Source organism: Flavobacterium sp. MEB061 (assembly GCF_000834715.1).
Lineage (GTDB): Bacteria > Bacteroidota > Bacteroidia > Flavobacteriales > Flavobacteriaceae > Flavobacterium > Flavobacterium pectinovorum.
Map to the genome: position 1 here is coordinate 1 of NZ_JXQR01000016.1, position 21,368 is coordinate 21,368.

A 21,368-nucleotide genomic window follows, 5' to 3' on the forward strand; every position below is an offset into this window, starting at 1 on the left:
CCAATCTTTTTTTGAGCAGAAAAAGCTCAAAAAAAGGATTTCCGCTTCTATCCCTAACGCAACCCCAAATTCATTAGATCTTTTTCGGAGTTATTCGCTTCTAAAATAACTTTAACTTATTTATTTTTTTGATTCTTATGATTTGAGTCATAAAACAGAGCCTTCTGCCCTATTTAAATTTGTAAATATCAAATTCTAAACACATTATTGCTTTAGAATCTGAATATTTAATCCTAATCAAATCCTAATTATTAAAAATGAATCCACATCAAAAAGAGCTTATCAAAGCTACAATTCCAATTTTAAGAGCAAGCGGCGAAGATCTTACCAATTATTTCTATAAAAGAATGTTTACGCATCATCCTGAATTGCGAAACATGTTTAATATGGGAAATCAGGCAAACGGAAGACAAAAATCAGCTCTTGCAAATGCAGTTTTGGCTTACGCTGAAAATATTGACGATCCGAGTGTTTTAATTGGAGTTCTAAAAGGAATTGGAACAAAACACAGAAGTTTAAATATCCAGCCCGATCAATATAAAATCATCGGAACACAACTTATCGCTTCTATTGGCGAAGTTGTTGGAGAAGCCGCAACACCAGAAATACTCGACGCCTGGACAGTTGCTTTTTATCAGCTGGCCCAAATTATGATTGATATTGAAAAAGAAATGTATCAGGAAAACAGCGCCAAACCCGGAAGCTGGAACGGCTGGAGAAAATTCGTAATCAAAAAAATTGTAGAAGAATCCACCGAAATCAAATCCTTTTACCTCTATCCCGAAGACGGAAAAGAAATCACCAATTATCATCCCGGCCAATTTATTAGCGTTCAGGTTTATGTGCCCGAATTAGAACTTTTGCAACCCAGACAATACAGTTTGTCAAGTGCTTTTAATCCTGAATATTATAGAATTTCGGTAAAAAGAGAAAGCGGCATTGCACCAAATCCATCAGGTTATGTTTCGAATGCTTTGCATTCAAAATCAGAAGGCGATCATATTTCCATCTCTGCTCCTGCCGGATTATTTCATTTAGAAAAAGATTCTCCAAATCCGTTAGTTTTAATCAGTGGCGGAGTTGGGCTTACGCCGATGTTAAGCATGCTGGAAACTAATTTAAACAACATTCAGAATAAAAAAACAATCTGGATTCACGGCTGCAGAAATGAATCTGTTCACGCATTTAAAGATCAAATTACAACATTAAAAGAAGAAGCAAAACATCTTGAAACTTTTACTTTTTATGACACTTTAGAAGATAAAAATGAGAGTCAAAGCGAAATAATTCAAGGACGCGTCGATCTTCATAAATGCAAAGATTCTATTTTATTGGATCAGGCAAAATATTACATCTGTGGTCCCGAAATATTTATTAAAACACAATACGAAACTTTGGTAAATCTAAATGTAAGTCAGGAAAATATTTTTTACGAAGAATTCGGACCTCAACTTATCAATTTGAATTGAGATGAAAATGGTTCGGTTTCAAAATAAGAAATACCTAATTCCAGTATTGCAAAATTTGACAACAACATTTTTTATCACCCTTACTCTTGCCAGTATTAATTGCACAAATAAATCTGCTTTTTTATTTTTTTGGATGCGTTCGTGGCTCGTTGCGGGTTTGATTTCAAACTTGTTTTCATTATTTATATTTTCTAATAAAAAGTAAATATTCACAGTTTTAATCCTGCAAGGTTTTAGAAACCTTGCAGGATTAATTTTTTAAATCAGATACCTACAAGGTTTGAGAAACCTTACAGGAAAACGCAAGGAATATCGAAAAATAATTTGGCTTCTCTTATTTCTCCAAAAATCGAGGGAAAGACAATACGGTTTATTAAACTCTATAAAAAATTATAGAGTTTGATTTATTGCACATTAATATTTGTAAAAAAAATAGTTTTATATTAGCTAAAACATTTCTACCTTAATATAATGAAACAACAATACAATCTTTTACTTGCAGACGACGACGAAGATGATTGTGACTTCTTTAAAGAAGCTCTCGACGAATTACTTCTTCCTACATCGCTTGTAACGGTAAATGACGGGGTACAACTTATGGATTTTTTATCTGAAAGTGGTGCGGAAAATTTACCCGATATTTTGTTTCTTGACCTAAATATGCCCCGAAAAAATGGTCTGGAATGTTTAACGGAAATAAAACAGCTGGAAGAATATAGAAATCTTCCGGTCATTATTTTTTCTACTTCCTTAGACAGAGATATTGTAGATTTAGTTTACGGAAAAGGAGCTGTTTATTATATTCAAAAACCCGGTGAATTTTCTAAATTAAAAAAAGTAATTGGAAGTGCTTTAAGCATTGCCTCCGAAAGCAATTTTAAACAACCTGCAAGAGAAAATTTCATCCTTCAACCTTAAATTTATTTGAATGGGCATTACAAATAAAGAGCTGTATTTTTTGGAAGGTGGCGCAGAAATGGGGAAACTCATACGGTCTAAAGACTGGAGTAAAACACCTTTGGGCGATCCGGCGTTTTGGCCCCAAAGTCTTTGTACAATGCTGTCTGTAGTTCTTAATAACCCTTTTGGAATGTACATTGCATGGGGAAATGAATATACTCAATTATACAATGACAGTTTTCGGCCTATTTTGGGTTTAACTAAACATCCGGAAGCTTTAGGAATTAGTTCGAAAGAAACATTTTCTGAAATTTGGGAAACCATTGGACCTATGTTTGCGGATGTAATGAAAGGAAAATCCGTTAGTATTCCTGATTTTATGGTGCCTTTAAACCGTAATGGATTTACAGAAGAATGTTATTTTGATTTTTCATATAGTCCGATCAAAAAAGAAAACGGAGAAGTTGGCGGTGTTTTGGTCACCGTAATTGAAACGACTGAAAAGAAAAAAAATTCTGAAGCCTTAAAACAAAGCAATATCCGATTTCGAAATAATATCATGCAGGCTCCTGTAGCAATGTGTGTTTTTAGAGGTGAAAATCATGTTGTTGAAATTGCAAATGAGCAAATGGTTCATTTATGGGGAACTACAAATGAAGAGGTCATTAACAAACCCATTTTTGAAGCATTACCGGAAACTAAAAACAATTATCTTGAAAGTTTACTGGATAATGTATACAAAAAGGGCGAAAAAATTACGGCTAACGAACAACTCGTTAAACTTCCCAGAAATGGAAAAATAGAAGACACCTATATCAATTTTGCCTACGAAGCGCTTACTGAACCTGACGGAAGTATTTCTGGCATTGTAGCCGTGGCAATTGAAGTAACATCTCAGGTATTATCGAGAGCAAAAGTTGAAGAGAGCGAGCATAAAGTACGAGCATTGGTAGATAATGCACCTTTTCCTATTGCAGTTTATGTGGGGAAAGAAATGCGGATTGAACTTGCAAATGAATCTATTATCAATATTTGGGGAAAAGGAAATGATGTCATCGGAAAATCTTTTAAAGAGGTATTGCCGGAACTTGATAATCAGCTTGTATTTGAGCAGATTAATGAGGTTCTTGAAACAGGAAAATCGTTTCATACTCAAAATACACCGCTTGATTTAACGGTAAATGGAAAACTTCATACTTATTATTTTAATTATAGCTTAACGCCGCTTTACGACATAAATGGTAATATTTATGGTGTAATGAATACGGGAGTTGATTTGACTGATTTAAATCTGGCAAAGAAAAAAATAGAAGAAAGTGATAAGCGTTTTCGTAATACTGTAAAACAGGCTCCGGTTGGAATTACCATTTTGCGTGGTAAAAAACTTATGGTAGAAATGGCAAATGAAGCCTATTTAAAATTAGTAGGCAAAGAAGAAAAAACCTTTGTTGGCAGACCTTTATTTGATTCGTTGCCTGAAACAGAAAAAACGGTAAGTGATTTATTAATTGGTGTATTGGAAACCGGAATTCCGTATCACGGAAATGAACTTCCCGTACCAATCAATAAATTCGGAAAACTGCAAAATCTTTATTTCGATTTTCTTTATCATCCTTTAAAAGAAGAAAATGGCGAAATATCCGGAATTATAGTAACGGTTACCGAAGTTACCGAAAAAGTTCAATCAAGAAAAATAACAGAACAAAACGAAGAACGCCTGAATATTGTTGTAGAAGCCAGCGAATTAGGAACCTGGGAATTGAATGTAAAAACAAAAGAAGCCATTTATTCTCAAAAATATCTTGAAATAGTTGGCGGTTATGACACTCATATTCAATTAACACACGAACAATTAATAAAACATATTCATCCCGATGATATGCCTGTACGAAACAAGGCACTTAAAAGCGCTTTTAGAAAAGGATATTTACAGTATGAAGCGAGAATGATTTGGCTTGACAAATCGATACATTGGATGGAAAGCAAAGGGAAAGTTTTTTATGATGAAAACAATAATCCCGAAAAATTAATAGGGACTATAAGAGACACTACTCTGGAGAAAAAAAATCAGCAGGAACTGGAGGACAGCGAAAAAAGATTCCGCAATCTGGTTATGTATTCTCCTGTACCAAAGGCAATACTGAAGGGACGCGATATGGTCATTGAAATTGCTAATGATGTTTTATTAAAAAATATTTGGCGAAAAAATGAAAGTGATGTACAGGACAAAAAAATCTTAGACATATTTCCGGAACTCAAAGAACAAAAATATGCCCATTTATTAAACGAAGTTTACACAACCGGCAAAGTACATTCTGAGTCTGAGTCGTTAATTTTTATTAATGGCAAAAACGGCGGTCATGAAATGTATATTGATTTTGAATACGCACCAATGCGTGAAAAAGACAATAGCATTTCTGGAATAAAAGTGACTATAATTGATGTTACCGAAAAAGTCCTGGCAAGAAAAAAAATAGAAGAAAGCGAAAAAAGATTCCGTTCCTTAACAGAAAGTATTCCGCAATTAATCTGGGAAACAGACGAAAACGGAAATGTTTTGTTTGCTTCCGGAAAATGGCTTGAATATACAGGCATTCATCCTAATGGAGAAGCTAAGTGGAGAACCCTGATTCATCCGGATGATTATGACGAGAATATCAAAGTCTGGACCCATAGTCTGGCAACAGGAGAAGTTTACAGATGCGATGTAAGAGTAAAAGGTAAAGATGGAAATTACAGATGGCACGCCGTTATTGGCGAGCCGGTTTTTGGCGAAGAAAATAAAATCATAAAATGGGTTGTCGCTTTTACAGACATTCAAACTGAAAAGGCTTTTACAAACGAATTAGAAAAGCAAGTTGCAGCAAGAACCGAAGAATTGGAGCGCAATAATATGGAACTGGAGAAAATGAATAAAGAGCTCCAGTCTTTTACGTATATCTCAAGTCACGATTTGCAGGAACCGCTTCGAAAAATTCAAACATTTGCTTCACAGATTATGGAAAGAGAATCTGAAAATTTATCTGATGTTGGAAAAGATAAGTTTCTGCGAATGCAAAATGCAGCCAACAGAATGCAAACGCTTATTAATGATTTACTTTCTTATTCAAGAACAAATACTCAGGAAAGAATATTCGAAAAAACAGATATTTCTGAAATTATAAATGAAGTAAAAGAAGATCTAAAAGAGGAACTGGAACTAAAAAATGCAGTTGTTGAAAATACGGAATCTTGTGAAATTAATATCATCCCATTTCAATTCAGACAATTAATATATAATTTGGTAAGCAATTCACTTAAATTTTCTAAACCGGATATTCAGCCGGTTATAAAAATAAAAAGTATAATTCATCAGGTAAAAAGCTCTGAAGACAATTTAACCAATGAAGGAAGTTATTGCCACATCAGTATTTCTGACAATGGAATTGGTTTTGACCAACAATATAACACCAAAATCTTTGAAGTTTTTCAGCGTTTACACGGAAAAGAAAAATATAACGGAACCGGGATTGGCCTGGCTATCGTAAAAAAAATTGTAGAAAATCATAACGGCTATATTACTGCCAAAGGCGAAAAGGATAAAGGTGCCACTTTTGACATCTATATTCCCTTATAATCAATAAATAAAAAAACGGAAACAACTTTTATGGAGTCGTTTCCGTTTTAATCCGGCTTCTGTGAAGTCAGGATTTGTTTCAAAAAAATAAATTATCTTGTATATACTGTAATTATACCAGTAGCTTTATCTTTAATTTTCAGTTCTTTGTTAGTAAGATTCATGATATCAGATGTTGAACTTACATTTCCTACAGTGATAGTTAAATCATTATGAGATCTTACATAAGTACCTGTAGTTTCTGTTAAAGCACAATTAGAACCGTCGTAATCACCTATAACTGCTGTGTTACTTAATCTTAACTCTAAATAATCTCTGTTACATCCACTTGCATTTTGTGGAGCATCTACCAATACTTCTTGTCCATTAACGATTGTTCCTGTTTGACTTAGGTTGAATTTACCTTGAATTGGAACAATTGTTTCTCCTTCATTATCGTCGCTACTACAAGATGTTGCGAACATACCAAAGCTTAATGCTACTACGAATAATATTTGTTTTAAATTTTTCATGATTTGATCTCGTTTTAATTATTTTTTAATTACTAAGTCAAAATTAGGTGGAAAGAAGCTGAAGTATGTTCTATAATTTTTGGCATTTCTTACATAATTTATATTTTTAGATAATTTTAACTAATATCGTTGCATAATTATCACTTATAACTCTTTTAATTAAGCTTTTGTTAATTTTTATTCAATATTGATTTTTTGGGTAAAAAATATAGTTAACCATTTCATAACCTTTAGGTTACGCTCAATTTATATATGTTTTATTAATTTGATTAAAACTATATATCATGAAATTCTTCAACCTTTCATTCCTGACTTCATTTAAAGAATGGCTTTTTTTAAGAGCAATGCAAACTACTTTCCTTCATTAATGACTAAAAAATAAAGGACAGCATATTTAAATGAATAAAATTGACCACTCACTACTAAATAAAGAACAATTTGGGACGGATTTCCTGTGGGGAGTCTCTACAGCCGCTTTCCAAATTGAAGGAGCGCATGATGCCGAAGGTAAAGGCGCTTCGATCTGGGATGTTTTTACTTCTCAAAAAGGCAAAATAAAAAATGGTCATCACGCCATTAATGCATGCGATTTTTATAATACTTATAAAGATGACATTCAGTTAGTACGACAGCTAAATATTCCAAATTTTAGATTTTCTATTAGCTGGTCGCGCATTATGCCTACAGGAGTTCATCCTGTAAATCAGGCAGGAATTGACTACTATAACAAAATCATTGATTTTTTAATTGAATGCGAAATCGAACCTTGGATTACACTTTATCATTGGGATTTACCACATGCGCTGGAATTAAAAGGCGGATGGACCAATCGGGAATGTGTTTCATGGTTTTCAGAATATACTGAGGTTTGTGCACAATATTTTGGCGACAGGGTTAAAAACTGGATGGTGATAAACGAACCTTCTGTTTTTACAGGCGCAGGATATTTTTTAGGAATTCATGCTCCGGGAAAAAAAGGAATTACCAATTACATCAAAGCGATGCATCATGTAACATTGGCAACTGTTGCGGGCGCAAAAATATTGCGAAATAAAGTTGCTGATGCAAATATTGGTACCACTTTCTCCTGTACACATATTGAACCTTTCTCTGACAAACCTGCCGATATTCAGGCCGCAAAAAGGGTCGATACTTTGCTGAACAGAACTTTTATAGAACCTATTTTAGGACTTGGATATCCACAGGAAGATTTGCCTGTACTTAAAAAACTCAATAGTTATATTGTAAAAGGCGATCTTGACAATCTTGCTTTTGATTTTGACTTCATCGGACTACAATGTTATACACGCGAAGTAGTAAGATCATCGATGCTCATTCCGTATATTGGTGCCGAACTTGTTAGTGCCGAAAAAAGAAATGTAATTACCACCGAAATGGGATGGGAAGTTTATCCTCCTGCCCTATACCATGTTTTGAAAAGATTTAACGGTTATAAAAACATCAAAAAAATCATTATAACCGAAAATGGTGCTGCTTTTCCGGATACTGTTACAAATGGAAAAGTATATGATATTAAACGTACTCATTTTATACAGGATAATTTAGAACAAATTTTAAAAGCCAAACACGAAGGTTTAAATGTCGATGGCTATTTTGTTTGGAGTCTTACCGATAATTTTGAATGGGCTGAAGGTTATAATGCAAGATTCGGATTAATTCACGTTGATTTTGATACTCAAAAAAGAACCATCAAACAATCAGGATTATGGTTTGGTGAATTTTTATCAAAACAAAACTAAGAAAATAAAATCCGGAAATTCACATCAACTTAAATAGCAATTTTATGGAAATAAACTGGTTTATTATAAGGGCAATAATTATTGGCGTTGTCTTACTGATTTATATTCTGATCAGACAAAATAAAAAAGACCGCAAAAAGATTGAAGAAGAGCTAAACTACGTTCCAAAAAAAGAAGAAGCTGAGATTAATAATGAGAAGGAGTCTTAATAGAATTTGACCTCTTCCTCTTGGGTGTATTATTTTAACACATAGAAACATAGAATTATTGAACTTAAAAAAAGGTGTTTCACTTATTTTAACAAACATAGCTATGTGTGAGAAACGAGTTTCTTTTTGATTTACTTTTTTCAAAAAAACAAAATCTATGTTTCTATGTGTTTAATTAAACTTTTGTTGCGTTATACCATACGGATTAACATCTAGATTTTTTTCAAAAACAATATAAATAAAAAGCCTTTCAGGATTTTACTCCCGAAAGGCTTTTGTCTACAAATTAACAAGGCAATATTATTTCCAACCGCCGCCTAGTTCTTTATAAACATTGACTGCAGCCGTTAATTGGTCTTTTTTAATTTCTATTAATTCCAATTTAGCTTCTAAAGCATCTCTTTGTGTCATCAATACTTCAAAATAATCTACTCTGGCTGATTTAAACAAATCGTTAGAAACATCAATTGATGTGTTTAAGGCATCAACCTGTTGTGATTTTAGATCGTAGCTTTTTCCTAAATTATCAATTTTAGAAAGCTGATTTGAAACTTCGATATAAGCGTTTAAAATCGTTTTATCATAATTGTACAACGCCTGAAGCTGTCTTGCATTGGCACTGTTAAACTCCGCCTTAATCGCATTTCTGTTAATTAATGGTGCTGCAATATCTCCCGCTAACGAATACAATAACGATTCTGGAAGCGTAAACAAATACGATGGGTTAAAAGCGTTAAAGCCAACCGCTGCAGAAATATCCAAAGACGGATAAAACTCAGCTCGGGCAACTTTTACATCCAGTTTTGCAGCAGTAAGTTGCAATTCAGCTTGTTTAACATCAGGACGATTGGCTAACAATTGAGATGGAATTCCTGATTGTACTGTTGAAGGTAACAAAGTCAGGAAATTGGTTCGGTCTCTTTTAATTTCCTGTGGATATTGACCCACTAAGAAATTAATTTTGTTTTCTGCTTCTTTTATTTTCTGGCGAATGTCAAACTCTAAACTTTTTGAAGTCAAAACCTCAGCCTGAAACTTCTGAACGGCCAATTCTGTTGCTCTCGCCGCTTGTTTTTGAACTTTTACAATTTCTAAAGCGTTCGATTGCAATTCGATATTCTGTTTTACAATATCAAGCTGGCTGTCTAAAGCCAATAATTCATAATAAGAATTTGCAATTTCACCAATCAGGCTTGTTACTACAAAGTTTTTTCCTTCAACAGTAGCCAAATATCTGGTTAACGCCGCTTTTTTAGAATTACGTAGTTTTTTCCAGATATCCACTTCCCAATTCGCGTAAGCGGCTATTTTAAAATCCCCTAGCGGATCAGGCGTTTCCTTACCCGGCATAATTTCTGTCGAAGCATCACCTGCACCCTGACTTGTATATCTACCCACTTTTTCTACACCCGCTCCGGCTCTAACACCAACAGTTGGCAATAAAAGCCCTTTTCTAACACGAACGTCGTTTTTGGCAATTTCAATTTCCTGTAAAGTCATCAGTAACTCCTGATTGTTTTTCAGGGCTAAGTCAATTAAATTTACCAGATTTTGATCTTTAAAGAAATCATGCCATGGAATAGTTGCCATATTCGTGGTGTCTTTACTATTTGCAAAAACCTCCGGAACTGGTTTACTTGGTGTTTCGGCTACCGTTTGCGGAGCTTTACAACTTGCAACAGCAAGACAAGCCCCCAACGCAACACCATATTGATATGTTTTAAATTTATACATGATTGTTGTCAATTTCTTCTGTTAATGGATTCTCTTCTTCATGTTTAACTAATTTGTGTTTTTCTGCAATTTTTGCGAAGATGTAATACAATCCGGGAATCACAAATACACCACAAATAGTTCCGATAAGCATACCTCCCGCAGCTGCAGTACCAATAGTTCTGTTACCAATTTTACCCGGACCAGATGCAAATGCAAGTGGTAATAATCCGGCGATAAAAGCAAATGAAGTCATCAAAATAGGACGGAACCTTGCTTTTGCACCTTCCATTGCAGACTCAAGAACTGTTTTTCCTGCCGCATGCCTTTGTATGGCAAACTCTACAATCAATACAGCATTTTTACCAAGTAAACCAATAAGCATTACCATGGCAACCTGTGCATAAATATTGTTTTCTAATCCTGCAACTTTTAATAAAAGGAAAGCTCCAAAAATACCCGCAGGTAAAGAAAGAATTACTGATAATGGCAAAATAAAACTTTCATATTGGGCCGCCAAAACCAGGTACACAAATCCTAAACAAATAAGGAATACCCATATTGCCTGATTACCCTGAGCTACCTCATCTGCAGAAATACCTGCCCAGTCAATATCATATCCTCTAGGTAATTTTTTGGCTGCAACATCCTGAATTACTTTAATAGCTGTACCTGAACTATAGCCCGGAGCTGCACCACCACTAATTTCTGTAGAAGTGTACATATTATGTCTCGTAATTTCCGAAAGTCCATACACTTTTTCTAATCTCATAAAGGCCGAAAAAGGAACCATTTCATCACGATCATTTTTTACATAAAGTTTTAAAATATCATCTGGCTGCGCACGATATTCCGGAGCGGCCTGAACGATTACTTTATAGTTAATACCGTATTTTATAAAACTAATTTCATAGTTACTACCCACAAGAGTTGACAAGGTATTCATTGCGTTTTCGATAGAAACTCCTTTTTGCTGAGCCAAATCATTATCGACTTTCATCATGTACTGAGGGAAACTCGCACTAAAGAAACTAAACACGTTAGATAATTCTGGACGTTTGTTCAATTCTTCTACGAAATCTTTATTAACTGCTTCCAGTTTTTTGAAATCACTAGAACCTGTTTTGTCCAGTAAACGAAGCTCAAATCCTCCCGCTGCTCCATATCCCGGAACTGCCGGCGGTTGGAAAAATTCGATATTGGCACCCGGAATATCTTTTGATTTTTCTTCCAGCTCTGTCATAATTTCCTGTACAGATTGTTTACGATCGTTCCAGTCTTCTAAATTGATCAAACAAGTTCCTGCATTAGATCCTGTACCTTCAGTTAAAATTTCATAACCTGCCAATGAAGAAACTGATTTTACTCCTTCTACCCCTTCAGCTATTTTTTGCAGTTTCTCGGCAATATTATTGGTTCTTTCTAATGATGATCCCGGAGGTGTTTGAATAATAGCATAGAACATTCCCTGATCTTCATTCGGGATAAATCCTGAAGGAACTGTACTGCTTATTAACCATGTACCGGCACAAAATCCTAAAAGCGCAATAATTGTAACGGCTCTTCTGTTTACGATTTTACCTAATACATTTTGATATTTTCCCTGAGCCAGATTAAACTTGTTGTTAAAACCATCAATAAATATATTTACAGGTGTTTTCTTTTTCGGTTTGCCGTGATTGTTTTTCAACATCATTGCACAAAGTGCCGGTGTTAAAGTCAAAGCCACAATACCCGAAAGTATAATCGCTGTTGCCATCGTGATAGAAAATTGTCTATAGAAAACCCCAACTGGACCAGACATAAATGCAACCGGAATAAATACCGCCGCCATAAGGAATGTAATCGCAATAATAGCTCCTGCGATTTCGTGCATTGCTTTTTTAGTCGCTTTAAATGGAGAAAGATGTTCTTCTTCCATCTTGGCGTGAACGGCTTCGATAACTACAATCGCATCATCGACGACGACACCAATTGCCAATACTAAAGCAAACAACGTAATTAAGTTCAATGAAATATCAAAGAAAGTCATGAATACAAAAGTTCCTACTAATGAAACGGGTACCGCAATTGCAGGAATAACAGTAGAACGCCAGTCTCCTAAGAAAAGAAAAACAACTAATCCCACCAAAATAAAAGCTTCGATTAAGGTGTGAATTACTTTTTCGATAGAGGCATCAAGGAATTTAGAAACGTCATATGATATTTCGTAATTCATTCCTTTTGGGAATTTTTGCTTGATTTTTTCCAGTTTTGCTTTTACGTCTTCAATAACCTGATTCGCATTACTTCCAAAAGACTGTTTTAATACAATCGCAGCAGAAGGTTTACCATTTAAGTTCGAATAAATATCATACATCGAACTTCCAAACTCTACTTTTGCAATATCTTTCAAACGTAAAAGTTCGCCGTTACTGGTTGATCTTACTACGATATTCTCATATTGTTCTTTTGTTGTAAAACGTCCTGAATATTTTAATACATATTCAAACGCCTGAGAACGTTTACCGGAACTTTCTCCCGTTTTACCCGGAGAAGCTTCCAAACTTTGGCTTGATAATGCTTCCATTACCTCATCGGCAGAAATCTTATAAGCCAGCATTCTGTCAGGTTTCAACCAAATACGCATTGCATATTCACGTGTTCCCAAAATATCTCCAGATCCAACACCGTTTACCCTTTTTAATTCTGAAAGTACATTGATATCAGCATAGTTGTACAAGAACTTCATATCGGTATTTTTATCCGTACTATAAAGATTCACATACATCAACATACTCGGAACCTCACGCGTAATTTTCACACCCTCTCTTACTACTAAAGGAGGTAGTTTATTGGTAACCGAAGCTACACGGTTTTGAACGTTAATGGCTGCCTGATTAGGATCTGTACCTAAATTAAATACAACCTGGATACTTGCCTCACCATCATTTCCGGCATCAGAAGTCATATATTTCATTCCCGGAACTCCATTTAGAGCTCTTTCTAAAGGAATTACAACCGATTTGATCATCAATTCTCCATTTGATCCAGGGTAATCTGCCGTAACATTTACCATTGGAGGAGAAATTGAAGGGAACTGGGTAATTGGTAAATTCATCACCGACAACACCCCTAAAAAGACTATCACAAGCGATATAACTATCGAAAGTACAGGTCTTTGAATAAATTTATTAAACATTTTTATATTTTTTAATGATTAAACCAAATTGGAATTTGAAAGTTTCAGGTTTCAGGTTCCAAGTTTCAGGTTCAGTGCGCAACTTGAAACTTGAAACCTGAAACAATTACAACAAAACTTATTACTCCGCTTTTAATCGTAAATTATTCATTACCGTTTTAGGAGAAAGGAATTCGAATTTAATCTTATCATTGTCTTTTACCTTTTGAACTCCTTCAAGCAAGATTTTATCATTTTCTCCAAGTCCGCTGCTTACAACATATAAATCCGGAATTTCACCTGTAATTGTGATTTCTTTAGAAGTTACCACGTTGTTTTTATCAACTACGAAAACGTATTTTTTATCCTGAATTTCATAAGTTGCTTTTTGTGGAATTACGATAGCGTTTTTCAACGGAACAAGCATTTGAACTTTTCCTGTTTCACCATTTCTTAACAGTTTTCCTGTATTTGGGAATCTGGCTCTAAAAGCAATATTTCCGGTTTCGTTATCAAATTCACTTTCAATAACTTCAACATTTCCTTTGTATTTAAAAACATCTCCATTTGCCAAAAGCAAACCAACATTATTTCCTGCACGATCTTTTACATCAGTTTGATATTGAAGATATTCTGGCTCAGATACATTAAAATAAGCAAACATTTGACTGTTATCTGAAAGGCTTGTCAATAATTCTCCTTCGTCAATAAGACTTCCTAATTTTAAAGGAATTCTATCGATTGTTCCGTCAAACGGCGCTCTGATTTCCGTAAATGATAAATGTAATTTTGCTAATGCAACTTCTGCTTTTGCTGATTGTAATTTTGCCTGAGCTACACTTAATTCGTTTTTAGAAACGATATTTTTATCTGCTAATAATTTAGAATTTTGCAATTCAATTTCTGTTGATTTTTGCTCTGCCTGTGCTTTAAGCAATTCTGCCTGATACATGTTTGGCATAATTTTAAACAACAGCTGACCTTTTTTAACAAACTGACCTTCATCAACATAGATGTTTTGTAAAAACCCTTTTTCCTGGGCGCGGATTTCGATGTTTCGAACAGATTTTATCTGCGAAACATACTCTTTAGTAAATGAAGTGTCAATTTTTACAGGGTTGGTAACTGTAAATTTTTCTTCTTCTTCTTTTTCTTCTTTTTTTGATGTACAACTGGTAAGGCACAACACGGCAAGCATGCCCGTTAACACGATAATTCTTTTCATTGGTATGTAATTGGAAATTAAGCGATTGAATGGGGATGCAAAAATCCCTTTAGATGTAGAAAGCATCAGTCGCCAATACGTGAATTGAATGTCGTAAGTGTGGTAAATTCTAAGAAGTAAATTCTAAAAATAAAATCCATATTTATGCATGATCACGCTTTGGTAACCGATGTATAAAATAGAATCAAATTCTTAAAACTCTCTGAGTAATGTAGATAGGATTTGACTGGCCACAAGATGAGCCGAAAATATCAAAATGATTGGAAGATTTTGCAGCGCTTTGACGAGATAATGTCAAATACCAGCTATCAAGTAAGCTGTAGTTTGTTGCAAAAAATTTATTGGAAAGACCACCTTTAAAATCGTCACCAAAATATTCTTCATCCAAATCTATATCAGCATCTTCAATTATTGAACTGCCTTGTTCGTTATTGGTGAATTTTACGCGGTGTCTTTTCTCAAGATTGTGGTGAGAATTTAGATGTGTTTCAGCATTAAGGTATTGCCCTCCGCCTAGCAGAAGGAAATTCATAAATGTTAAAAATACTACTAACTTTCTCATTTGAGTGCGAAAGTAATAAAAGATCGGAATAAAAAAAATAAAATAAGAAAGTCTTAACAAGTTATAATTTGCGAAAACGTTTTCTTTTTATTTCACTATTAATTCAACAATAAATCGAGCGATTTTGTGCGGAAATAATAGAGCAAATTAACATAAAAGTAACTTCACTAAAATATTGACAAATAAGCAAGTTCCAAAAAATGAGAATCGTAAATATTTGATTATCTATATTTTATTTCATAATTATGATACGCTTTCTAAAACAAAATTTCCATTATAGTAAATTCCTGTCCGTTTTTTTCAAAAGTTTTATAAGTATCTGTCATTCCAAATTTCCCGTAAAAATTCTTTTTATTTGTTCTGGCATTACACCAAACTTTTTTTGCTCCTCTTTCTTTTGCCAATTTCAAGATATAATGCAATAATCCTGACGCAATACCCTGTCCCTGAAATTGTTCTAAAGTTGCTAATTTCCTAAACTGCATTTCATCTCCAGAAAAAAAACAGGAAACTATTGAAACTAATTGGTCATCTGTAAAAACACCAAAATGTTCTCCTAAATCATCTTCCTTTAATTGAACAAATTCAAAAGGCTGATCTGGCCACATTACGTCATGTCTGATTTGCCAGGTTTGAGAAGCCTGTATTGCTGCAATTTTCATTTTAACTTCTTTTGTTTTCAAAATTAAGCCAATTTGCTTTTATTCTTCCTCAAAGAAAAGACAAAAACATATCTATTTAAATACCATACAAATAATTAAAAAATAAATAAGATAAATCTCTCTATTCTAATGAATAATAATTATTTTTATAGTAACTAAAAACAACAAATCCAGTTATGAAAAAATTCCTTGCAGCAGTATTATTATGTATAAGTGTAAATGGTTTTGCACAATTAATACAATTTGGACCTCAATTTTCATCCAATATTACTTCGGCGGTAACAGATGATTTTAGTTCTAAAAGTTCAGGTACAGATATAGGTTTTTCGGGATTTGCGAGAGTTAATTTATTGCTTTTTTACGGTCAGGCCGAATTTGGTTATGCAAAAAATAAATTTAGTGTTTCTCAAACCGGAATTGGCGAAACGGAATATGAATTATCAGGAACAGACGCTTCTTTAATTGCTGGTTATAAAATACTTCCGTTTGGAAAATTAGGAAATCTTCGTGTTTTTGTTGGTTATAACTGGAAACATTACTCTGATATAAAAGCCAATAATGATCTTAGCTTAATTGCTTTCGAGCAGGACAACAGCAGTATTCTTGGCGGTGTAGGCGTCGATGTATGGAGATTTACTTTAGATGCCCGTTACCTTGCAGGTCTATCAGATCTTGATGCTTCCGATAGAGAACTAAAAACAGGAATTGTGAATGTTTCGCTTGGGTTTAAATTTTTATAAAAATAAATACCACCGATTTCACAGATTTAAAGAATTATAATGGGTGAAATCGGTGGCAAAAATATTTAGCTTTAATTCGAAAATGCGTTCAGGATTTCCATTGCTTTTTCTATATCTTTTTGATTTACAAAAATATGATCGTGATAAAATGCTGCGACAACATTACAGCTAATTCCGTTTTCTGAAAGTGCTTTCGAAAATGCTGCCGTTAATCCAACAGCTTCCAATGAAGAATGAACGGTTAACGTTATCCACGCCATTAAAACTGAATATTCCAGCTTTAGAATTTCTGCTATTTCTTTTTTCAGAATTAAGGTAATCGCTTCTTTTTCTCTAAAGAACATTTCAACTTCATTTAGATTTACGTTTTCTAAATTGGCAACTTTACAAAAAACATAATCGCCGGAAATATGTTCCGGTTTCATGCTTTTTAGCAATTGCTTTAAATCTTTTTCTCCTGACATGACTATTTTTTACTAAATAATTATTTTAAGAGTTTCTCTAATTTCGGTCTTGTTTCCGGAAAATCTTTATCTAAAGTCAATGCTTTTTGATAATTGGCAATAGCATTTTTTTTATCTCCGTTTGCTTCATAAAAATCCCCGAGTGAATCAAATACGTTCGGACTTTCTGGATAATTTGTTACATTTAGTTTAAATAAATAACCTGCCAAATCACTATCCTTTTTTGAAAGAGCCTGATAACCATATACATTTACGACCTGTTCTGGGATATTTACTTTATAACCAAGATGTTTGGATACATTTTCATAATGTTTTTCAATTTTAGCAAAAACCGCTTTATTAAAATTCATTTGCTCTCCAATTGAAAGCTTTAATTGATTAAAAGCAAAAAGGAAACGAAGTGCATCATAAGTTGCAATTAAGGGAATCGAACCATGATTATCGTCTTTATAATATTTGTATTGATATTGTAAATTGCTTTTTTTATTCTGACTTAAAAAATCGTTTAAATCTAATGCAGATCGAATATGTTTTGTAATTACCGAAGTATCTTTTCGAACTTTTAGAAGATCCATATTGTTTTCCATTGTATTGGCAACTCCCAAAAACAGAGAAACATTTGCCAAATTTTTAGTTGCTAATGTTTTTGTGGTTTCTTTTAAAAACTTTTGCTTATCCCACCACATACTAGGATCGATGGCAACATAAGAATTGAATAAATTGGTATGATTGGTAAGAACATTCATAACGGTTAATCCGCCAAAAGAATGTCCAATTAGTGTTTTATAGGGCGCTGTTGGATATTTTGAATCGATATAAGGGATTAATTCTTTCTCCAAAAATTCTGTGAATTTTTCTCCTCCGCCAGATTGCTCGCTTAAATCTTTATTCACAAAAGGCAAATCGATATCAGAATGTGTTGGGGTTAAATCTCTGGTTCTGTTTGTATTTGGAATACCTACAACAATCATTTCCGGACATATTGTGTTTCCGTTTATTTCGCTTAATTCCTCTATCATTCCAACAACAGAGCTAAAATGGGCATCTCCGTCTAATAAATAAACGACCGGATATTTTTGGATAGAAAATCCTTTATATTGAACACTTCTGGGAAGATGAATCCAAATTTTTCTTTGTTCATTTAAAACTTTCGAAGAAATACTATCAATTGTTCCTATAGTAATCTGGTTTTTATTTTGAGCGTTTGAATAATTTCCAAACAATAAAACACAACATAAAAGAATCATATTGAAGTTTAAAAAACCTGAAAAATTACCTCGAAAATTAATTTGTTTCATCTTTGTTTTTGCGTTAGTAGTTAGACAATAAATATAAAACAAAAACTATAAAAATTGATTGTTGAGTCACCAATTCTGAGAAAAATAAAGCCGCAAAGAGTTTTATTTCTTTGCGGCTTTTATAAGTATTTTAATTAGAAAAACTCTTTTTATCAGTAATTACATTTTCAAATAATAACGTTCTAAATTTTCACTTTCAATTTTTTCAACACCGTTTTCCGTTTGTTTGGCAATGTTTATTACGTGTAATGCATGTGATTTATCATCGACAGTGCAATTCCAAATTGTACCATCAGACAAAATAACGGCCGAAAATAATGAATCTGATTTGTCTTTGTTGTAATAAACTAAGTTCTCTGTTTTTATTATTTTTTTTACTAAGGTTTTTTTGTCCTGCTCGTAGAACAAAATCTTGTTTTCTGATATTTCAACAAATTCATCAACTAACATATTTTGAGAGTCTTTTGTTGTTTTTACAGCCCACATTGGTTTATCTCCAGTCAGCTTCCAGATACCCAAAGCTTTTTGCATCATATTTTTTCTCAGGAGACATTTTAAAGTATCTACTTTTTTAATTGATTCCTGACCCAATTCATTTTCAGGTTTAATTTTTGATGCCACAGAAAATAGATCCAATGCATTTATAAAGTCTAATTTTTTGTAACAGGAAACAGCTAATTCGTATTTATTTTTTTGAAATTTAGCCTTTGCATCCATCTGAGCAAAGCTTTTAATTGCAAATAATAAAATAATAACAGTAAAGTATTTTTTTCTCATTTAAAAATGGCTTTATTTTTTTGCAAACATAATTGTTAAATTCGTAACTATTTTACGCTTTTACGTATTTTTTTATAAAGCACAAAGCAATAACACGCAAATAATTATATATCAACGAATTAAAACACAAAATCCTCTTTCTTAAAATAAGAAAGAGGATTTTTTATTGCTAAAACAGATGATTTATCTTACTAAAAATATATTGTTGTTTGGCGTGGCATCCATAAAAATACCTCCATCAAGTGTTATCTGCTTAATTTGTTTTTTATTTTTTAAGGTAACTGAAGTTGTTTTTTGATTGTTTTGCCAAATTGCAGGAGTTTGATGCAAAGTTTCTTTTGAATCGTCTGTGTAAATGACATTTACGTCAAATGGAATAGCAAAACCTCCCACGTTTTCTATAGCTACAATATTTTTTTCGACTTTTTTAACGGAAAGGTCTATGTAATTATTGGTAAAAAACCAGTTATTAAAAAACCAATTCAAATTTCTTCCTGAAGCGGTGTTCATCGAATTAAAATAATCCCACGGAATTGGATGTTTTCCGTTCCAGTTATCCATGTATGCGTGAAGCGATTTTTTGAACAAATCATCTCCAAGCAAATCTTTTAATGCAATATAGGAAAGAGAAGCTTTTCCGTATGAATTGTTTCCATAACCTGGACCTGAAAGTTGAGATGACATTGAAATTATCGGCTGATCTTCTTCTGTTGAAACATCATTTATGTAACCTTCTACTCTAAATTCTTTATAAAATTTATCGGCAGCTTCTTTACCATGTTCTGCAATTCCTATTAAATATTCAAAAGTAGTTGCCCATCCTTCATCCATAAAAGCATAACGTGTTTCATTGATTCCCATGTAAAAAGGAAAATAAGTATGTGCTACTTCGTGATCCTGAACCAATTGCGCAAAAACCGGATCATTCATCTGCGAATCATTACACATCATTGGATATTCCATATCTGCAAAACCCTGAAAAGCGGTCATTTTAGAAAACGGATACGGAATTCCCGGCCAGTTATTTGAAAACCAGTCCAGAGCATATTGATTATTTTTGATTGAATTTACAAAATCAGTTCCTTTAATATCATACGCCGCCTGAACGCTCGCACGACGATTTATTTTTTTGTCTACAACAACGCTGCTCGCATCCCATAAATAATGATCGCTTAAACCAAAACAAACATCTGAGATATGTTTTGCTTCAAATTTCCAAACATTCCATTCGTTTTGCTTTGTTACTGCGCCACTTTTCATTTCCTGTTCGTTTGCAATATGCAAAATTTCATCTGTTACGTATGATTTTTTCAAACGCGCTGCAAATTCAGGCTGTAAAACCTCATCTGGATTTAATAAATCTCCGGTTCCGTAAACTACATAGTTTTTAGGTGCTTTTACAGAATAGGTATAATCATTAAAATCATTGTAAAACTCCTGACGATCCGTGTGTGGCAATCTGTCCCATCTATTGTAATCGTCAAAAACAGTCACACGCGGGTAACTGTAAGCGGCAAAAAAAGTAGTATTATCTATTTGTCCTTCTCTTCCACTCTCTTTAGACAATGGATAATGCCAATCGATATTAATTGTTATTTTAGAATGTGGAGGCAATGGTTTTTTCATTTTTACATTTCCAACCGTTCCCCAGCTTCTGGCATCTTCTTTATAAACTTCTCCTTCAATTTTTAAAGATGTAATAGTCAATCCGTCGCTTAAAAAATCATTACTAACATCACCGCTTCTTGGCGAAGAAGGTTTATGAAGGTTGTTTACAAAACGAATTGGTAAGTTTTTTAAAGTATCGCTGCTATTGTTTGTATAGACAATAGTTTCAGTACCGCTGATAATTTTTGTGTCAGCATTTACCGTTAATGCGATATCGTATTTTCCGTGGTTTTGCCAGTAATTTTTTCCAGGTTTTCCGTCCATCGAGCGAGTCCCTTTTGCGTAAGCTTCTTTGATATTTCGCGGCATATAAAGTTCCTGCGCAAAATTATTTTGTGCCAAAAACAAAAAGACAATTAGTATAAATTTTTCCATACGTGGTTTTGGGAATTTTGTTTATTTATTAGTTGCTGTTACTATTAGTTGCGTTTTTCTGCTGAATGTTACAATTACTTAAAGATATTTTTAAGTTTAGGGTTAATTTGCCACGAAGGTACAAGGACGCAAAGATTCTTTTTTAAAGACACAAATTAAAAAAACTTTGCGTCTTCGCGACTTTGCGAGATTAAAATTTAGCTCAAAACAAAAAAAATTTGCGTCCTTGTGCCTTCGTGGCAAACAAAAAAACCGCCT

Annotated in this window: 16 protein-coding genes; 6 read left to right on the plus strand and 10 right to left on the minus strand. The window is 33.6% G+C overall.

Annotated features, from left to right (window positions below; genetic code table 11):
• Positions 1–257 precede the first annotated feature (257 nt).
• The 3 genes from hmpA to RT99_RS10015 all read left to right on the plus strand — a co-directional run bounded on the left by hmpA (position 258) and on the right by RT99_RS10015 (position 5,985).
• Complete coding sequence (gene hmpA / locus RT99_RS10000) at positions 258–1,469, plus strand: NO-inducible flavohemoprotein (RefSeq protein WP_042564614.1); 1,212 nt, start codon at positions 258–260, stop codon at positions 1,467–1,469.
• A 471-nt stretch (positions 1,470–1,940) separates the two neighbouring features.
• Positions 1,941–2,387 carry a response regulator gene (locus RT99_RS10010; protein ID WP_042564616.1) on the plus strand — a complete coding sequence of 149 codons (447 nt, stop codon included), beginning with the start codon at positions 1,941–1,943 and terminating at the stop codon, positions 2,385–2,387.
• Positions 2,388–2,397: 10 nt separating this feature from the next.
• Complete coding sequence (locus tag RT99_RS10015; RefSeq protein WP_042564617.1) at positions 2,398–5,985, plus strand: PAS domain-containing protein; 3,588 nt, start codon at positions 2,398–2,400, stop codon at positions 5,983–5,985.
• 92 nt (positions 5,986–6,077) lie between these two features.
• Here RT99_RS10015 and RT99_RS10020 read toward each other — a convergent pair whose 3' ends face one another.
• Complete coding sequence (locus tag RT99_RS10020; RefSeq protein ID WP_242607189.1) at positions 6,078–6,449, minus strand: lipocalin family protein; 372 nt, start codon at positions 6,447–6,449, stop codon at positions 6,078–6,080.
• A gap of 446 nt (positions 6,450–6,895) precedes the next feature.
• Here RT99_RS10020 and RT99_RS10025 point away from each other — a divergent pair, with 446 nt between their 5' ends.
• A complete protein-coding gene (locus RT99_RS10025; protein WP_042564619.1) occupies positions 6,896–8,257 on the plus strand; it encodes a GH1 family beta-glucosidase in 1,362 nt (453 codons plus the stop codon).
• A 44-nt stretch (positions 8,258–8,301) separates the two neighbouring features.
• On the plus strand, positions 8,302–8,466 hold the full coding sequence (locus RT99_RS25325) for a hypothetical protein (RefSeq protein WP_165587196.1): 165 nt from the start codon (positions 8,302–8,304) through the stop codon (positions 8,464–8,466).
• 300 nt (positions 8,467–8,766) lie between these two features.
• Here RT99_RS25325 and RT99_RS10030 read toward each other — a convergent pair whose 3' ends face one another.
• The 5 genes from RT99_RS10030 to RT99_RS10050 all read right to left on the minus strand — a co-directional run bounded on the left by RT99_RS10030 (position 8,767) and on the right by RT99_RS10050 (position 15,788).
• Entirely contained in the window at positions 8,767–10,200 is a 1,434-nt protein-coding gene (locus tag RT99_RS10030) for a TolC family protein (RefSeq protein ID WP_042564620.1), read from the minus strand.
• On the minus strand, positions 10,193–13,360 hold the full coding sequence (locus tag RT99_RS10035) for an efflux RND transporter permease subunit (RefSeq protein ID WP_042564621.1): 3,168 nt from the start codon (positions 13,358–13,360) through the stop codon (positions 10,193–10,195). Before RT99_RS10035 ends, RT99_RS10030 begins: the two co-directional genes overlap by 8 nt.
• Positions 13,361–13,481: 121 nt before the next feature.
• Positions 13,482–14,564, minus strand: a complete 1,083-nt coding sequence (locus RT99_RS10040) for an efflux RND transporter periplasmic adaptor subunit (protein ID WP_042564622.1) — start codon at positions 14,562–14,564, stop codon at positions 13,482–13,484.
• Positions 14,565–14,748: 184 nt separating this feature from the next.
• On the minus strand, positions 14,749–15,096 hold the full coding sequence (locus RT99_RS10045; protein WP_242607190.1) for a hypothetical protein: 348 nt from the start codon (positions 15,094–15,096) through the stop codon (positions 14,749–14,751).
• A 287-nt stretch (positions 15,097–15,383) separates the two neighbouring features.
• Complete coding sequence (locus RT99_RS10050; RefSeq protein ID WP_042564691.1) at positions 15,384–15,788, minus strand: GNAT family N-acetyltransferase; 405 nt, start codon at positions 15,786–15,788, stop codon at positions 15,384–15,386.
• A 176-nt stretch (positions 15,789–15,964) separates the two neighbouring features.
• Here RT99_RS10050 and RT99_RS10055 point away from each other — a divergent pair, with 176 nt between their 5' ends.
• The gene (locus tag RT99_RS10055) at positions 15,965–16,528 is read left to right on the plus strand and encodes a hypothetical protein (protein ID WP_042564624.1); all 564 of its coding nucleotides are present in this window, start codon (positions 15,965–15,967) and stop codon (positions 16,526–16,528) included.
• A 71-nt stretch (positions 16,529–16,599) separates the two neighbouring features.
• Here RT99_RS10055 and RT99_RS10060 read toward each other — a convergent pair whose 3' ends face one another.
• The 4 genes from RT99_RS10060 to RT99_RS10075 all read right to left on the minus strand — a co-directional run bounded on the left by RT99_RS10060 (position 16,600) and on the right by RT99_RS10075 (position 21,110).
• Positions 16,600–16,992: an ACT domain-containing protein gene (locus RT99_RS10060; RefSeq protein ID WP_042564625.1), complete on the minus strand. Its 393-nt coding sequence runs from the start codon at positions 16,990–16,992 to the stop codon at positions 16,600–16,602.
• 20 nt (positions 16,993–17,012) lie between these two features.
• Positions 17,013–18,290: an alpha/beta hydrolase-fold protein gene (locus RT99_RS10065; RefSeq protein WP_207384886.1), complete on the minus strand. Its 1,278-nt coding sequence runs from the start codon at positions 18,288–18,290 to the stop codon at positions 17,013–17,015.
• A gap of 159 nt (positions 18,291–18,449) precedes the next feature.
• Positions 18,450–19,067: a hypothetical protein gene (locus RT99_RS10070; protein WP_042564626.1), complete on the minus strand. Its 618-nt coding sequence runs from the start codon at positions 19,065–19,067 to the stop codon at positions 18,450–18,452.
• 183 nt (positions 19,068–19,250) lie between these two features.
• On the minus strand, positions 19,251–21,110 hold the full coding sequence (locus tag RT99_RS10075) for a M1 family metallopeptidase (protein WP_042564627.1): 1,860 nt from the start codon (positions 21,108–21,110) through the stop codon (positions 19,251–19,253).
• Positions 21,111–21,368 lie beyond the last annotated feature (258 nt).